The sequence below is a fragment of the Micromonospora sp. R311 genome, assembly GCF_056780015.1.
In genome coordinates, this window is sequence record NZ_JBSWCE010000015.1 from 109,122 (window position 1) to 124,610 (window position 15,489).

The 15,489-nt window shown below is 76.2% G+C and carries 12 protein-coding genes and 1 pseudogene; 9 read left to right on the forward strand and 4 right to left on the reverse strand.

Annotation, left to right across the window (positions count from 1 at the left end; translation table 11 throughout):
- Positions 1–5 precede the first annotated feature (5 nt).
- Entirely contained in the window at positions 6–1,232 is a 1,227-nt protein-coding gene (locus AC1WTP_RS15060; protein ID WP_481649873.1) for a hypothetical protein, read from the forward strand.
- Between the two features lie 40 nt (positions 1,233–1,272).
- On the opposite strand, the gene AC1WTP_RS15065 is transcribed toward AC1WTP_RS15060, so the two are convergent.
- The 3 genes from AC1WTP_RS15065 to AC1WTP_RS15075 all read right to left on the reverse strand — a co-directional run bounded on the left by AC1WTP_RS15065 (position 1,273) and on the right by AC1WTP_RS15075 (position 3,051).
- Positions 1,273–1,515 carry a CPCC family cysteine-rich protein gene (locus tag AC1WTP_RS15065; RefSeq protein ID WP_481649874.1) on the reverse strand — a complete coding sequence of 81 codons (243 nt, stop codon included), beginning with the start codon at positions 1,513–1,515 and terminating at the stop codon, positions 1,273–1,275.
- Between the two features lie 129 nt (positions 1,516–1,644).
- Positions 1,645–2,439 carry an S-adenosyl-L-methionine hydrolase gene (locus tag AC1WTP_RS15070; RefSeq protein WP_481649875.1) on the reverse strand — a complete coding sequence of 265 codons (795 nt, stop codon included), beginning with the start codon at positions 2,437–2,439 and terminating at the stop codon, positions 1,645–1,647.
- 111 nt (positions 2,440–2,550) lie between these two features.
- Positions 2,551–3,051 carry a GNAT family N-acetyltransferase gene (locus AC1WTP_RS15075; protein WP_481649876.1) on the reverse strand — a complete coding sequence of 167 codons (501 nt, stop codon included), beginning with the start codon at positions 3,049–3,051 and terminating at the stop codon, positions 2,551–2,553.
- A gap of 195 nt (positions 3,052–3,246) precedes the next feature.
- On the opposite strand from AC1WTP_RS15075, the gene AC1WTP_RS15080 reads away from it, so the two are divergent.
- Positions 3,247–3,843: a hypothetical protein gene (locus AC1WTP_RS15080; RefSeq protein WP_481649877.1), complete on the forward strand. Its 597-nt coding sequence runs from the start codon at positions 3,247–3,249 to the stop codon at positions 3,841–3,843.
- A gap of 60 nt (positions 3,844–3,903) precedes the next feature.
- Here the strand turns inward: AC1WTP_RS15080 and AC1WTP_RS15085 are convergent.
- A pseudogene (locus tag AC1WTP_RS15085) lies at positions 3,904–8,499 on the reverse strand (ATP-dependent helicase); the annotation flags it as partial.
- Between the two features lie 247 nt (positions 8,500–8,746).
- Between AC1WTP_RS15085 and AC1WTP_RS15090 the strand changes: the two are divergent.
- From AC1WTP_RS15090 to mnhG, 7 genes are all read left to right on the forward strand, one after another.
- A complete protein-coding gene (locus AC1WTP_RS15090; protein WP_481649878.1) occupies positions 8,747–9,133 on the forward strand; it encodes a hypothetical protein in 387 nt (128 codons plus the stop codon).
- Positions 9,134–9,437: 304 nt separating this feature from the next.
- Positions 9,438–12,275: a Na+/H+ antiporter subunit A gene (locus AC1WTP_RS15095; RefSeq protein ID WP_481649879.1), complete on the forward strand. Its 2,838-nt coding sequence runs from the start codon at positions 9,438–9,440 to the stop codon at positions 12,273–12,275.
- Positions 12,272–12,751 carry a Na(+)/H(+) antiporter subunit C gene (locus AC1WTP_RS15100; RefSeq protein WP_481649880.1) on the forward strand — a complete coding sequence of 160 codons (480 nt, stop codon included), beginning with the start codon at positions 12,272–12,274 and terminating at the stop codon, positions 12,749–12,751. Before AC1WTP_RS15095 ends, AC1WTP_RS15100 begins: the two co-directional genes overlap by 4 nt.
- Before the next feature lie 37 nt (positions 12,752–12,788).
- Complete coding sequence (locus AC1WTP_RS15105) at positions 12,789–14,294, forward strand: Na+/H+ antiporter subunit D (RefSeq protein WP_481649881.1); 1,506 nt, start codon at positions 12,789–12,791, stop codon at positions 14,292–14,294.
- The gene (locus AC1WTP_RS15110; RefSeq protein WP_481649882.1) at positions 14,291–14,884 is read left to right on the forward strand and encodes a Na+/H+ antiporter subunit E; all 594 of its coding nucleotides are present in this window, start codon (positions 14,291–14,293) and stop codon (positions 14,882–14,884) included. The genes AC1WTP_RS15105 and AC1WTP_RS15110 overlap by 4 nt, the downstream gene beginning before the upstream one ends.
- On the forward strand, positions 14,881–15,144 hold the full coding sequence (locus AC1WTP_RS15115; protein ID WP_481649883.1) for an MrpF/PhaF family protein: 264 nt from the start codon (positions 14,881–14,883) through the stop codon (positions 15,142–15,144). Before AC1WTP_RS15110 ends, AC1WTP_RS15115 begins: the two co-directional genes overlap by 4 nt.
- The gene (mnhG, locus tag AC1WTP_RS15120; protein WP_481649884.1) at positions 15,144–15,476 is read left to right on the forward strand and encodes a monovalent cation/H(+) antiporter subunit G; all 333 of its coding nucleotides are present in this window, start codon (positions 15,144–15,146) and stop codon (positions 15,474–15,476) included. The genes AC1WTP_RS15115 and mnhG overlap by 1 nt, the downstream gene beginning before the upstream one ends.
- Positions 15,477–15,489: the final 13 nt, after the last annotated feature.

Here is a 15,489-nt window from a genome sequence, read left to right on the forward strand (position 1 = left end):
TGCCCATGAGTCGTCCCCGACGTCCTGTCCGATCCTCCATCCTCGCCGGCCTCCTGACCGCCGTCCTCACCGCAACCCTCCTACCCACCTCGTCACCCGCCGTCGCCGCGCCCGGTGGCAACCGGTGGACCGCCGACCTCTCCCGGGTCGACGGCGACGACGTCAACGTCCGGCGTACCCGGGCCGGGCTCCGGCTGGCCGACGCCCGCCCGGCGCCGGCCCGCACCGGGCACGCGCCGCGCGGCGCGGTCGCCGAGGGGATGTTCCTGGCCGCCCCGCACACCCTCGCCCGGCCCGCCACCCGGGTCCGCGCCGAGGTCGCCGCCCGGACCGGGCGCGGCGGCTCGGTGACCGCCGAGGTGCGCGGCTGGCGCGACAGCGGCTGGACCGAGTGGCGCGCGGCCGGCCCGGCCGCGCTCTTCGACCAGCCGGTCAGCCGGGTGCAGACCCGGGTGGTGCTCACCGCGTCGTCCGGGGCCGTCGTCGAGGTGCGCTCGGTGCGGTTCACCGCCGACACCGCCGCCGCCGTCACGGCCGCCACCCCCGGTCTCACCTACCGGGTGTACGCCACCCGGATCGGCCTGGTCGGCGAGGTGACCGCCAACGGCCGGACCATCCAGCCCCGCGACCACTTCGTGGCGCTGCCGTCCCGGCGCGGCCTGGCTCCGCTGAACGCGGGCGACTACACCGTCCGGGTCTGCACCACCACCGGCAGCCGCTGCGAGTACGCCCCGGTCTGGGACGTCGGGCCGTGGAACACCCGGGACGACTACTGGAACCCCAGCCCCGTGCGGGAGAACTGGAAGGACCTGCCGCAGGGCCGACCGCAGGCGCAGGCGGCCTACCAGAGCGGCTACAACGGCGGGCGGGACCAGTTCGGCCGGGTGGTGCTCAACCCGGCCGGCATCGACCTGGCCGACGGGACGTTCTGGGACGGGCTGCGGCTCACCACCAACGCCTGGGTGGACGTGGCGTACCTGTGGACCGGGACCGGGCCGCGCGGGGTGGTCGGCGACGGCCCGCTGAACATCCGCACCGGCGCGAGCACCGCCTACCCGGTCCGCGGGCTGGCCGCCCGCTTCGCGCACGTGCCGATCCAGTGCTACGTGACCGGCCAGACGGTCGCCGGGCCGTACCGAACCACCAACCGGTGGAACCGGCTGGCCGGCGGGCAGTACGTCAGCCACGCGTACATCTCGGCGGTCTGGGGCGGCACGGTGCCGGCCTGCTGAACCTCCCGTGCCGGGCCGGCCAGCTCCGGCCCGGCACGGGTCAGGGCCGCTCGTCCGGGCGGGCCGGCCGGACGATGTCCTGGTAGCGCGGGTGGCTGGCGCCGTAGATGGCGAAGTTGAGCCGGGCGTGCGACAGGCTCAACTCGCCGTTCGGGCCGCCGCGCACCACATCGGCGTCGGCGTCGTTCTGACCGTCGTCCGTCCAGAAGCACACCGGACAGGTGCCACCACCGGTCCGCGAGGCGCAACAGGGACAGGCCACGGGAACCCACTGCTCACCCACCCGGGCAGCATTCCACAGTCGATGAACGGTCGCCGACCGGGAGGCCGGTTCCGGCGTCCCGGCCGGCGCGGTCCACGCCGACGCGGACAGCCCGCCGGCCGATCCGCGCGGTCGGGACCGACCGGCCGGTCAGCCGGCGTCCGGGGCGGTGACCCGGAGCAGGTCGCCGGGCGCGACCCCGAGCAGGTCGGCGGCCCGGCCGCCGTTGACCGCCACCGCCACCAGGCCGGCCGAGTCGGGGTGCACCAGCAGCCCGCCGGCCGGGGCGTCGCCGAAGGTCCGGCCGTGCACCGCGTCCCGCCCGGCCACCCGCACCCGGCCGGGCAGCGAACCCAGCAGCTCCGCCGGCGCGGCGAGCTGCACGTTGCCGAAGTGGTCCACGGTCAGCACCTCGGCGGTGAACCCGGCCGGCTCGCGGTCGAGCACCGGCGCGGGCAGCCGGACCAGGGTCGCCGGGTCGACGGCCGGGCCGGCGTCGGCCAGCGGCGCGCCGAGCGCGAGCCGGGCCGCCACCGGCGCGAAGACGTCCCGACCGTGGAAGGTGTGCGACACCCGCGGCGCCAGCCAGCCGGGGTCGGTCAGCTCGACGGCGGCGGTGATCCCGCCCAGCGCCGCCGCGGCGTCGAGCAGCAGGCCGTTGTCCGGCCCGACCAGCAGCCCGCCCGGGGCGGCCAGCCCGACTCCCCGGCGCGCCGTGCCGACCCCCGGGTCCACCACCGCCACGTGCACCCCGGCCGGCAGGTCGGGCACGGTCTGCGCGAGCACCGCCGCGCCCCGGCGCACGTCGCCCGGCGGGACCAGGTGGGTCACGTCGATCACCCGCGCCGCCGGCGCCAGCCGGGCGATCACGCCGTGGCAGGCGGCCACGAAGCTGTCGGCGAGTCCGTAGTCGGTGGTCAGCGAGATCCACGGGGTCGGTGCCATGCCGGCAGGGTAGTTCCTTCCACCCCGGCCTTCGCGTCGTCGGCGCGCCGCCGTCCCGCTGTCCCGTCGCTCCGCCGGCCGTCTGGCGGGCGGCCGTCGGGCGCGGGCCGGTCAGCCGCTGCCGGGGGCCAGGCGCAGTTCCAGGATCAGCTCGTCGTGCAGCGGGATCCCGTCCTCCCCGACCGTCGGGATGCTCGGCTTGAGCCGCCGGGCCCGGTCCACCGCGCCCCGGTCCACGCCCACCAGCCGCAGCCCCCGCCGCTGGTAGAAGCGCAGCGCCCGTAGGTTGTCGTTGGTGGTGACCAGCCAGAGCCGCGCCGCTCCCGCGGCCCGGGCGGTCCCGGTCGCCGCGGCCAGCAGCGCCGTGCCGGCACCGCCGCCCGGGGTCGCCGCGACCACGCTGACCACCTCCAGGCCGTCCGCGTCGGTGTGGTGGGCGAGTGCCCCGACCACGGCGCCGGCACCGTCCACCGCCACCAAAGTGGGCAGCGTACGCAGGTCGTAGCGGGTGTCGTGGGCGATCACGTACGGCCCGCCCCACTCGCGCTCGTGCAGCGCGTCGACCGCCGCCCGGTCCCCGGGCTCCGCCGGACGTACCCGTGGCTCGCTCATCCCGCCTCCCGTCCCCGACCGGCCGGATCGTACCGACAGCGCGGCCGACCGGGCCCACCCGATGACGCCGGCCCCGCGGGCGGCTTCGTCGAGGTGCGGTCGGTCGACAAGGCGGGCGTGCTGGCGGATATGGGACAGCGGCACTGGCCGACCGGCCACTGCCGGGACCGGGAGCGGGTTGGGCAGACTGCCGGGGTGACCAACCGGAAGCTGCCCGCCGTCGCGGTGCTCCTGATCGCCGCCAGCCTGACGGCCGCCTGCGGCGACGACGCCCGGGACCGGTCGGGCGCCGCTGGCGCCCCCGCCTCGACCGGCGCCCAGGACGGCGCTTCCCCGACCGCGCCCGGCGGCGCGACGACGACCGCGCCCGGCGGTGCGACCGGGACCGTCCCGCCGGGCGGCGCGGCGCCGGTGGGTCCGAGCGCCACCGGGTCCACCGAACGCCGCCCGGCCAGCCCGTCGCCGGTGGTGCTTCCCGCCCGGCCGGCCGGGGCGCCCGGTGCCCGGCAGGTCGTCGCCGCCTTCCAGGCCGCCGGGCTGAAGGCGGCCAACCCGCGGGACCGCTCCGTCGACTGCGGGCCGGACGGTCTCGGGCTGGGCTGTTCGGAGATCGTGGCGACCGACGGGGTGACCGTCTACGTCTTCCCGGACGAGACCAGCGCCGGCGACATCGCGGAGACCTGGGGCGGCCAGTCGTTCCGGCGGGGCGCCGTGGTGCTCAACTATCTGGAGGCGAAGACCCCCGCCGCCGACCGCGCCAGATACGAGCGGGTGCTCACCACCCTGCGCTGACCGGCCCGCGGACCAGCGCAGCCCGCCCCGGGCCACCGGCCCGGGTGGCTGGCCGGTCGGTCAGCCGCGCAGGCGCAGCCCGCGCGGGGTGGTGCGGAAGCCGGCCGCGGTGAGCGCGTCGCGCAGCGGCGAGGAGTGCACCGCCTCGCCGTCGGCCCGCTCCACCGACATCGCGCCCAGCGCTCCGGAGTGCACGGCGTCGGCGAGCGCCTTGCCGGCCGCGGCGAGCGCGTCGGCGTCGTCGGTGAAGGAGAGGATGGTCCGCCCGCCCCGCTCCACGTAGAGCACCAGGTCGCCGCCGACCAGCACCACCAGCGCGCCCGCCTTGCGACCCGCCCGGTGCCCGGTGGCCGGCGCCGCCCCGTCGCCCGAGTCGACCGCCCGCTCCGGCCACGGCAGTGCCGCGCCGTACGGGTTGGCCGGGTCGGTGGCGGCGAGCACCAGCGTCGGCCCCCCGCCGCGGCCGCGCCCGCCGTCGGCCGGCTCGGCCAGCGCCCGGATCCGGTCGACGGCGCCGGGCACCGCGAACTGCGCCGCGCCCAGCCCCTCCACGAAGTAGCCCCGCCGGGCCGCGCCGCGCTCCTCGAGCGCGGACAGCACCGGGTAGACGGCGGCGAAACCGCCCGCCACCTGTTCGGCCACCACCGCGCCCCGGGTGACCACCCCGTGCCGCTCCAGCAGCACGTCGGCCAGCGCCGCCGCCCGGCGGGTCGGGTCGGTGTCGCGGTCGGGCAGCCGGGACCACCGGCCGGCGACGGTGGGTGGGCCGCCGCGGGTCGGCAGCGCCACCCGCCCGGGGCGCCGGTAGCGGGTGCGTGGCGCGGCCGGGCGGGACCGGTGCGCGCCGCCGCCGCCGAGCGCCGCGCGCAGTGGAGCCAGCGTGTCGTTGGTGAGGTGACCGGCCCAGACCAGGTCCCAGATGGCGGCGGCCAGCGCGGCGTCGTCGGTCGAGCCGACCCGGTCGGCCAGCGAACGGAAGAACAGCGCCTGCCCGTCGCCGAGCGCGTCCAGCACGGCGTCGTGCAACGGGGTGCGGGTGAGCGCCTCGTCCGGCGGTGGGAGCAGCAGCGGCGCCGCGTCCGCGTACGCCAGGGTGACCCAGCCGTCCCCGCCGGAGATCGCTCCCGAGCCGGCCCAGAGCACCTCGCCGCTGGCGCAGAGCTCGTCGAGCTGGGCGGGGGAGTAGTCGGCGACCCGGCCGGGTAGCACCAGCCGCTCCAGCGCCGACGCCGGGACCGCCGCCCCCTGCAACTGCTCGATCGCGGCGGCCAGCGCCTCCACCCCGCGCGCCGACGAGCCCACCTGCTGCCAGCGGGGCAGGAACGCGGCCAGCGCCCGGGGCGGCACCGGCTCGATCTCCCGGCGCAGCGCCGCGAGCGACCGGCGGCGCAGCAGCCGCAGCACCTCCGCGTCGCACCACTGGGTGCCGACGGTGTCCGGCGCGAACTCGCCGGAGACCACCCGGCCGGTCGCGGCGAGCCGGCGCAGCGCCTGCTCCACCACGAACACCCCAAGCCCGAACCGGGCCGCGCAGCTGGCGGCGGCGAACGGGCCGTGGGTGCGGGCGTACCGGGCGACCAGGTCGCCCAGCGGGTCGGCGACCGGTTCGAGGTACGCCTCGGCCACCCCGACCGGCAGCGCCACGCCGAGCGCGTCGCGCAGCCGGCCGGCGTCCTCGACGCCGATCCACCGCTCCTGGCCGGCGATGCGGACCCGCAGCACCCGGCGGGCCGCCTCCAGCTCGGTGAGCCAGTCGACCGGCGCGCCGCGCTCGGCCAACTCGTCGGTGGTCAGGTCGCCGACCAGGCGGAGCATCTCGACCACGTCCTCCGGGTCGCGCGGGCGGCGCTGCTCGGTCAGCCAGCGCAGCTGCCGCTCGGTCTCGGCCAGCACCGCCGGGTCGAGCAGCTCGCGCAGGTCGACCCGGCCGAGCAGCTCGCCGAGCAGGGCGGAATCCAGGGCCAGCGCGGCGGCCCGGCGCTCGGCCAGCGGGGCGTCGCCCTCGTAGAGGAAGGCGCCGACGTAGCCGAAGAGCAGCGACCGGGCGAACGGCGACGGCTGCTGCGTCTCCACCTCGACCAGCCGCACCTTCCGGGCGGCCAGGTCGCGCATCAGCTCGGCCAGCGCCGGCTGGTCGAAGACGTCCTGCAGGCACTCCCGGGCGGCCTCCAGGGTGACCGGGAACTCGGCGTACTCGCGGGCGACGTCGAGCAGCTGGGCGGCCCGCTGCCGTTGCTGCCACAGCGGCTGGCGGCGGCGCGGGTCGCGGCGGGGCAGCAGCAGGGACCGCGCCGCGCACTCCCGGAACCGGGCGGCGAAGAGCGCGGAGGTGCCGACCGACTCCTCGACCAGCTGGGCGATCTCGTCCGGGTCGAAGACCACCACGTCGGCGCCGGGCGGCTCGTCGGCGGTGTCCGGCAGCCGGACGACGATGCCGTCGTCGGCGGGCATCACCTGGGCGTCCACTCCGTAGCGCTCGGCCAGCCGGCGCCCGATGGCCAGCGCCCACGGCCCGTTGACCCGGGCGCCGAGCACGCTGTGCACGGCCAGCCGCCAGTCGCCCAGCTCGTCGCGGAACCGCTCCACCACCACGGTGCGGTCGTCCGGCAGGGCGCGGGTGGCGGCCCGCTGCTCGCGCAGGTAGGCCATCAGGTTGCCGGCGGCCCAGTCGTCCAGCCCGCCGGCGCGCAACGCGGCGACCGCCGACTCGTCGTCCTGGCGCAGCAGGCCGCGCACCCGGGCGCCGATCGCCCGGCCCAGCTCCACCGGCCGGCCCAGCTGGTCGCCCTTCCAGAACGGCATCTTCGCCGCCTGCCCGGGGGCCGGCGAGACCAGCACCCGGTCGGGGGTGATCTCCTCGATCCGCCAGGAGGAGGAGCCGAGCACGAAGACGTCGCCCACCCGGGACTCGTAGACCATCTCCTCGTCCAGCTCGCCGACCCGGGCGGCGCGCTCGGCGCCGGCCAGGAAGACCCCGAAGAGGCCGCGGTCGGGGATGGTGCCGCCGCTGGTCACCGCGAGCCGCTGGGCGCCGGGCCGGCCGGTGAGCAGGTCGGTGGCGCGGTCCCAGACCAGCCGGGGCCGCAGCTCGGCGAAGGCGGTGGACGGGTAGCGGCCGGAGAGCATGTCGAGCACCGCGTGCAGCGCCGAGTCGGGCAGCTCGGCGAAGGGGGCCGCCCGGCGGACCACGACCGCCAGGTCGCCGACCCGCCACGGCTCCAGCGCCACCATCGCGACGATCTGCTGGGCCAGCACGTCCAGCGGGTTGCGCGGGTAGTGCAGCTCCTCGATCGCGCCGCCGGCCATCCGCTCGGCGACCACCGTGCAGGAGAGCAGGTCGCCCCGGTGCTTCGGGAAGACCACGCCGCGGGAGACCGCGCCCACCTGGTGGCCGGCCCGGCCGACCCGCTGCAGCCCGGCGGCCACGCTCGGCGGCGCCTCGATCTGCACCACCAGGTCGACGGCGCCCATGTCGATGCCGAGTTCCAGGCTGGAGGTGGCCACCACGGCGGGCAGCTGCCCGGACTTGAGCGCCTCCTCGATCTGCTTACGCTCCTCGCGGGAGACGCTGCCGTGGTGGGCGCGGGCGATCACCGGTGGGGCGCCGGCCACCGCGCCGGCCTGGGCCATCAGCTCCGCGGGCAGCCGCCCGCCGCGTCCGCCGCCGGGGCCGCCGCTGCCGCCCGGCCTGCCGTCGCCGGCGGTCGGCGGGGCGGCCGTCTCCTCGACGGCGAGCTCGTTGAGCCGGGCGCAGAGCCGCTCGGCGGAGCGGCGCGAGTTGGTGAAGACGATGGTCGACCGGTGTGCCCGGATCAGCGCGAAGACCCGTTCCTCCACCGCCGGCCAGATCGACGCGCGGCGCGGGCCCGGCCCGCCGAGATCGTCCTCCGGCGGCTGCTCCTGCTCGTCGAGGCGGGTCATGTCCGCCACCGGGACCTCGACGGTGACCTCGATCGTCTTGGCGGTGGGCGGGGTGACCACGTCGACCGGCCGGGCCCCGCCGAGGAACCGGGCGCAGGCGTCGATCGGCCGGACGGTGGCGCTGAGGCCGATCCGCTGGGCCGGGGCGGGCAGCAGCTCGTCGAGGCGCTCGAGGGAGAGCGCCAGGTGGGCGCCGCGCTTCGTGCCGGCCACCGCGTGCACCTCGTCGACGATGACCGTCTCCACCCCGCGCAGCGAATCCCGGGCGGCGGAGGTGAGCAGCAGGAACAGCGACTCGGGCGTGGTGATGAGGATGTCCGGCGGGGTGCGGGCGAAGGCGCGGCGCTCGTCGGCGGGGGTGTCGCCGGTGCGCATCCCGACGGTGATCTCGGGTGGGGCGACGCCGAGCCGGGTCGCGGCCTGCCGGATGCCGGTGAGGGGAGTGCGCAGGTTGCGCTCGACGTCGACCGCGAGCGCCTTGAGCGGACTGACGTAGAGCACCCGGCAGCGGTGCCGGGGCTCGGCCGGGGCCGGCTCGCGGGCCAGCCGGTCCAGTGACCAGAGGAACGCGGCGAGCGTCTTGCCGGAGCCGGTGGGCGCCACCACCAGGGCGTTGCGCCCGGCGGCGATCGATCGCCAGGCGCCGGTCTGCGCCGCGGTGGGGGCGGCGAAGGCGGCGGTGAACCACTCCCGGGTGGCCGGGCCGAAGCCGGCGAGCGCCCGGGTCGCGTCGGCCCCGCCCGGCCGCTCGCCCGGTCGCTCCGCCGGACCGTCGCCGCCCGCGCCGCCTCGCACCTCTGCCACGCACCCATCCTGCCCCGCAGGTGTGACATGCCGCCCGCGCCGGGCAGGGAATCTGTCCCGGTCCGGCTCATACGCGACGGATGCGACGTTGAACGCGGTAAGTCTTACTTAACTGCTTGCTAGTGCAGCGCAACATAAAGTAACTTCACTCGCAACGCGCGGCGGGCGGAGGGGTCGGATGGCGGTCGAGCAGCGGAGCTTCGAGCCCGGCACCGACGTGCTCATCCGCAAGGTCGACAGTCATCTCGCCGCCGTCCGGGCCGGCCTGACCGGCCCCGAGCTGGAGCTGGCCGAGCGCCTCGCCGAGTGCCTGCGCGAGCTGGTGGTCTCCACCGCGCAGGCCAGCGCCGCCGACCGCGGCCAGGTTCGCGCCGCGGTGCACTTCTTCGTGCTCCGCCGGGAGAGCCGGGGCCGGCTGCTCTCGGTCCGTTCGCTCACCGCCGCCCAGCGGGTGGTGAACCGGGTGGTGCGCCAGCTCGGCCGCCCCGACCTGCTGGTGGAGGCCCGCTGGGACCGGCCGGTCCGGGAGCCGGCCGTGCCCGCCGCCGACGTCGCCGTGCACTGACCCCCGCCGCCGCGCAGCCCACCACCTCTGTGCGTACCCGGCGCTGTCGCCGGCCGCCGCTTGATCGTCTGTCGCGCAGCAGGTCCGGCGGCCCCCCTGTGACCTGCCCACCAGCAGACGGTCATCGTCCCGCCGGGCACCGGCGCGCTCGGGCGCACCACGAGAGGACCCGGAGGGGCACGGCGTGGGGCCCGGCGGGTCAATTCCGATAAAACCGCCCGTCAGCCGGCGAACTGGCGTCTGATCGCTCGTAGGCGCCGTCCCGCCTCAGCCGGTGCCGCTGCCACCTCGACCTGGAGTGCGGGTGCTCGTACTGCTGATCCTCCACCTCCTGGCGGCCCTCGTCGCGCCGCTGCTCGTCCGGTGGTGGGGCCCGCGTGCCTGCTACCCGCTCGCGCTGGCGCCGGCCGCCGCGTTCGGCTGGGCCGTGGTCCGGACGCCCGCGGTGCGCGACGGCGGTGCGGTGGTCGAGACCTACCCCTGGGTCGACCAGCTCGGGCTGGAACTGGCGCTGCGACTGACCACCCTCTCCTGGCTGATGACCCTGCTGGTGGGCGGGATCGGCGCCCTGGTGCTGATCTACAGCGCCCGCTACTTCGCGCCGGGCTCGCTGGGGCTGGCCCGGTTCGCCGCGGTCCTGGTGGCCTTCGCCGGGGCCATGCTCGGCCTGGTCCTCGCCGACGACCTGCTGCTGCTCTACGTCTGCTGGGAACTCACCACGGTCTTCTCGTACCTGCTGATCGGGCACAGCACCGAGCGGCGCTCCAGCCGCTGGGCGGCCGCCCAGGCGTTGACCGTGACCACCCTCGGCGGGCTGGCCATGCTGATCGGGTTCGTCATGCTCGGCGAGCACGCCGGCAGCTACCGCTGGTCGGCGATCGCCGCCGGGTCGCTGCCCGGCGGGACGTACCTGGGCACGGCGGTGGTGCTGATCCTCGTCGGGGCGTTGGCCAAGTCGGCGGTGCTGCCGTTCAACACCTGGCTGCCGGTGGCCATGGCGGCACCCACCCCGGTCAGCGCGTACCTGCACGCGGCGGCGATGGTGAAGGCCGGCGTCTACCTGATCGGGCTGCTCGCGCCGGTGCTCGCCGCCGTCGCCCCGTGGCGGCCCGTGGTGCTGGTCGCCGGTCTGGCCACCCTGGTGGTGGGCGGCTGGGCGGCGCTGCGGCAGACCGACCTGAAGCTGCTGCTGGCGTACGGGACGGTCAGCCAGCTCGGGCTGCTGGTGGCGGTGACCGGGGCGGGCACCCCGGACGCGGCACTGGCCGCCGCCGCGATGCTGCTCGCGCACGCGCTGTTCAAGGCGGCGCTCTTCCTCGTCGTCGGCATCATCGACCATCGGACCGGCACCCGGGACCTGGCCGAGCTGTCCGGGCTGGGCCGCAACGCGCCGCTGCTGGCCACCGTGGCGGTGCTGGCCGCGGCGTCGATGGCCGGCCTGCCGCCGCTGGTCGGGTTCGTCGCCAAGGAGGCGGTGCTCGCCGCGTTCACCGACCGGCCGCTCGCCCTCGCCGTGCTGGTCGCCGGCACCGCGCTCACCGTCGCGTACAGCGCCCGGTTCGTCTGGGGCGCGTTCGCCACCCGGCCGGGGGTGCCGGCGACCGACGTCGGGCGGGTCGCGGCGCCGCTGCTGCTCCCGCCCGCCCTGCTGGCCGGCGCCGGGCTGGTCGCCGGCCCGGCCGCGGGAGTGCTGGACGGCCTCTTCCTCCCGTACGCCGAACTCTTCGGCGCCGTCGGCGGACACCTGGCGCTCTGGCACGGCCTGACCCCCGCGCTCGGCTTCTCCGCGCTGGCTGTGGCCGGCGGCGCGCTGCTCTTCGCGCTGCGCGGGCCGCTCGCCCCGGTGCTGGCCCGGCTGCGCGCGCCGGTGAACGGCAACGAGGGGTACGAGTGGGTGATCGGGCGCTTCGACCGGTTCGCCGACGACGTCACCGGCGCCACCCAGCGCGGCTCGCTGCCGCAGTACCTCGGCACCATCCTGGTCGCGCTGGCCCTGGTGCCCGGCGGGGCGATGCTGCTGGCCCGGCCGTGGCAGGAGCGGATCGCGCTGTGGAACACCCCGCTGCAGGCCGTCGTACTGCTCGTGATCAGCGTGGCGGCCGTGCTGGCGGTCAACGCCCGCCGCCGGTTGACCGCGATGCTGCTGGTCGGCACCACCGGCTACGGCACCGCGATGCTCTTCGTGCTCTACGGCGCGCCGGACCTGGCGCTGACCCAGTTCCTCGTGGAGACCGCCACCATCGCGATCTTCGTGCTGGTGCTGCGCCGGCTGCCGCACCGGTTCTCGGCCCGGCCGTTGCGGCGCAGCCGCCTGGCCCGCCGGGCGATCGGGGTGGCGGTGGGCGTGGTGACCGCGGGGCTGGCTCTGGTGGCCGCGAACGCCCGCCAGGCACCCACGGTCGCGGAGGCCTTCCCGGCCCTCGCGGTCGGCGAGGGGTACGGCCGCAACGTCGTCAACGTGACCCTGGTCGACATCCGGGCCTGGGACACGATGGGCGAGCTGGCGGTGCTGGTGGTGGCGGCGACCGGGGTGGCCAGCCTGATCTTCGAGCGGTCCCGCACCGGGCCGCGCCCGCGCCGGCCGGAGCCGGCCGGCCGGCCGGCCCGCCCGGACCGGCCGGTCTGGCTACGCGGCGGCGCCAGCCTGCAGGAGCGGCGCCGGTCGCTGGTGCTGGAGGTGGTCACCCGGCTGATCTTCCACACCGTGGTGATCTTCTCCCTGTTCCTGCTCTTCTCCGGGCACAACGCGCCGGGCGGCGGCTTCGCCGGTGGCCTGGTGGCGAGCCTGGCGCTGGTCGTGCGCTACCTGGCCGGCGGCCGGTACGAGCTGGCCGAGGCCGCCCCGATAGGTGCCGGCACCGTGCTCGGCGCCGGGCTCGCCGTCTCGGTGGGCAGCGGGGTGATCGCCCTGGCGGCCGGCGGATCGGTGCTGCAGAGCGCGCGGATCGACCTGTCGCTGCCGCTGATCGGCGACTTCTACCTGGTCACCTCGCTCTTCTTCGACATCGGTGTCTATCTGGTGGTGGTCGGGTTGGTGCTGGACATCCTGCGCAGCCTGGGCACCGAGGTGGACCGGCACATCGAGGCAACCGGCCGGGCCGGGGCCGGGCTGGCCGTGGAGCGGGAGGGGGAACGGCCGTGACGGGCGCCGGGCCGGGCCCCACCCTGGCGTTGGTGCTCGCCAGCGGCGTGCTCGTCGCCTGCGGGGTGGCCCTGCTGCTGGAGCGCAGCCTGACCCGGATCCTGCTCGGCGTCATCATGCTCGGCAACGGGGTCAACCTGCTCATCCTGCTCGGCGGCCGGCCGGGGGCGCCACCGGTGGCGGGCACCGCCCCGACCGACGCGATGAGCGACGCTTTGGTTCAGGCCATGGTGCTCACCGCCATAGTCATCACCTTCGGGTTCACCGCGTTCCTGCTGGCGGTCAGCTATCGGAGCTGGTATCTGACCGGCGACGACGAGGTGCCGGACGACCTGGAGGACGGACAGATCCGGCGGCGGGCCGAGCGCGACGAGGTGGTCCCGGCCGACCTCGGCGGCGAGGGCCCGGACGGAGACCCCGAGCAGGTCGACCCCGAGCCGCCGCGCCGGCCCCCGGAACCGGACGGTGGCCGATGACCGGGCCCGCGGTGCCCCGGCCGGAACTGGGCGCACGGTGAGCCGGCTGCTGCCGCTGCCGGTGGTGGTGCCGCTGCTGGGCGCGGCGGTGACGCTGATGCTGGCCGGGTGGCCCCGCCTGCAGCGGGTGATCAGCGTGGCCTGCCTGGCCACCACCCTGGCGGTGGCCGTGGCGCTGCTGGTGCAGACGTACCGGCACGGGCCGGTGGTGACGCAGATCGGGGCCTGGCCGGCGCCGGTGGGCATCGTCCTGGTCGCCGACCAGTTGGCCGCGCTGGTGCTGGTGGTCTCCTCGGCGGTGACCCTCTGCGTGCTGCTCTACTCCATCGGCCAGGGCCAGAGCGACCTGGGCGAGACCACGCCGGTCACCATCTTCCACCCCACCTACCTGGTGCTGACCGCCGGCGTGACCAACGCGTTCCTGGCCGGGGACCTGTTCAACCTCTTCGTCGGCTTCGAGGTCCTGCTCGCCGCGAGCTTCGTCCTGATCACCCTCGGCAGCACCGAGGCGCGGATCCGCACCGGGTCGACGTACGTGGTGGTCAGCGTCCTGTCCTCGATGGTGTTCCTGACCGCGGTCGGCCTGGTGTACGCGGCGACCGGCACCGTCAACCTGGCCCAGCTCGCCCACCGGCTGGACGACCTGCCGACGGCTGTGCGGCTGATGCTGGAGCTGACGCTGCTGCTCGCCTTCGGGATCAAGGCGGCGGTCTTCCCGCTGTCGGCATGGCTGCCGGACAGCTACCCGACCGCGCCCGCGCCGGTCACCGCGGTCTTCGCCGGCCTGCTCACCAAGGTCGGGGTGTACGCGATCATCCGGGTCGAGACGCTGCTCTTCCCCGGCGGCCAGGCGGGGAAGCTGCTGCTGGTGGTGGCCGGGCTGACCATGATCGTCGGGATCCTGGGCGCGGTGGCCCAGTCGGATTTGAAGCGGCTCTTCTCGTTCACCCTGGTCAGCCACATCGGTTACATGATCTTCGGCGTGGCGCTGGGCACCGTCGCCGGCCTCACCGGCGCGATCTTCTACGTGCTGCACCACATCACCATCCAGACCACGCTCTTCCTGGTGGTCGGCCTGGTCCAGCTCCGGGCCGGGAGCACCGACCTGCGCCGCATCGGGGGCCTGGCGCGGCTCGCCCCGCTGCTCGCGGTGATCTTCTTCGTGCCGGCGATGAACCTGGCCGGCGTCCCGCCGTTCTCCGGCTTCCTCGGCAAGCTCAGCCTGTTCCAGGCCGGGGTGGCGGCCGGCGGCCCGCTGCCCGCCGCGCTGGTGGCGGCCGGCGCGCTGACCAGCCTGCTCACCCTCTACGTGGCCTCCCGGGTGTGGAACATCGCCTTCTGGCGGGCGCCCCGGCTGGCCACCGAGGAACCGGCCGTCCGGCTGCCCGGCCTGATGGTCGGGGCCACGGTCGCCCTGGTCGCCCTCGGCCTGGCGATGACCGCGGTGGCCGGCCCGCTCTTCGCCGTCACCGCCGACGCGGCCGCGGACCTGCGGCAACGCACGCCGTACGTGCGGGCCGTGCTCCCGGAGGGGGCGCCGTGAGCGCGGAGCCGGCCCGCCCCGACCAGGAGGCGCGCGGCCGGGTCGTCCGCTGGCGGGACCAGCTGATCACCTACGGCTGGCTGGTGCTGATCTGGATGGTGCTCTGGGGCGACTTCTCCTGGGGCAACCTGCTGGGCGGGCTGCTGGTCGGCGGGGCGGTGCTGGTCTTCTTCCCGCTGCCGCCGGTGACCTTCGGCGGCCGGCTGCGGCCCGGGCCACTGCTGCTGTTCCTGGTCCGCTTCGCCGGCGAGTTGGTCAGCGCCAGCGTGCACGTCGCCGGGATCGCCGTGCGGCCCGGCTACCGGCCCCGGTCCGGGATCATCGCGGTGCGGCTGCGGGTGCGTACCGACCTCAACCTGACCCTCACCGCCGAGGTGATCTCGCTGGTGCCGGGGACGCTGATCCTCGAGGTGGACCGGGACAGCGGAACCCTCTACGTGCACGTGCTCGACGTCCGCGGCCCGCAGGACCTGACCGGCAGCCGGGACCGGATCCTCGCCGTCGAACGGCGGCTCGTCCGGGCCGTCGGCTCGGCCGCGGAGCTGCGCCGGGTGCAGACCGACGCCCTACCGGAGGGAGACCGACCGTGACCACGATCCTCGCCGCGGTCCTCACCGTGCTGTTCTCGGTGACCGCGTTGCTCGCGCTGGTCCGGCTGTACCGGGGCCCGTCCCTGGTGGACCGGGTGATCGCCGCGGACATGCTGCTGGCCACGATGATCGGCGCGGTGGGGGCCGAGGCGGCGGTCAACCGGCACGCCACCACCCTGCCGGTGTTGGTGGCACTCTCGCTGCTCGGCTTCGTGGGCGCGGTGTCGCTGGTCCGCTTCGCCGTCCGGGAGGAGTCCTGATGCTCGCGACTCTCGCCGACTGGGTGGGCGCCGGCTTTCTGGTGGCCGGCGCGCTGCTCACCCTGGCCGCCGGGATCGGCCTGCTGCGCTTCCCGGCGGCGCTGGACCGGATACACGCGGCCACCAAGCCCCAGACGCTCGGGGTGCTGCTGCTGCTCGTCGGGGTGGCCTTGCGGCTGCGCGACCCGGCCGACATCGGCATGGTGGCGCTGGTCGGGACCTTCCAGATGATCACCGCCCCGGTCGCCGCGCAGATGATCGGCCGCGCCGCGTACCGCTCCGGTCGGGTCGACCGGAGCATGCTCGACGTGGACGAACTGGCCGGCCGCTGACCCGGCGCGGCAG

Coding starts and splice junctions, on each gene's coding strand:
- AC1WTP_RS15060 (WP_481649873.1), top strand. CDS start 6: ATGAGTCGTCCCCGACGTCCTGTCCGATCCTCCATCCTCGCCGGCCTC.
- AC1WTP_RS15090 (WP_481649878.1), top strand. CDS start 8,747: ATGGCGGTCGAGCAGCGGAGCTTCGAGCCCGGCACCGACGTGCTCATC.
- mnhG (WP_481649884.1), top strand. CDS start 15,144: ATGCTCGCGACTCTCGCCGACTGGGTGGGCGCCGGCTTTCTGGTGGCC.
- AC1WTP_RS15070 (WP_481649875.1), bottom strand. CDS start 2,439: ATGGCACCGACCCCGTGGATCTCGCTGACCACCGACTACGGACTCGCC.
- AC1WTP_RS15075 (WP_481649876.1), bottom strand. CDS start 3,051: ATGAGCGAGCCACGGGTACGTCCGGCGGAGCCCGGGGACCGGGCGGCG.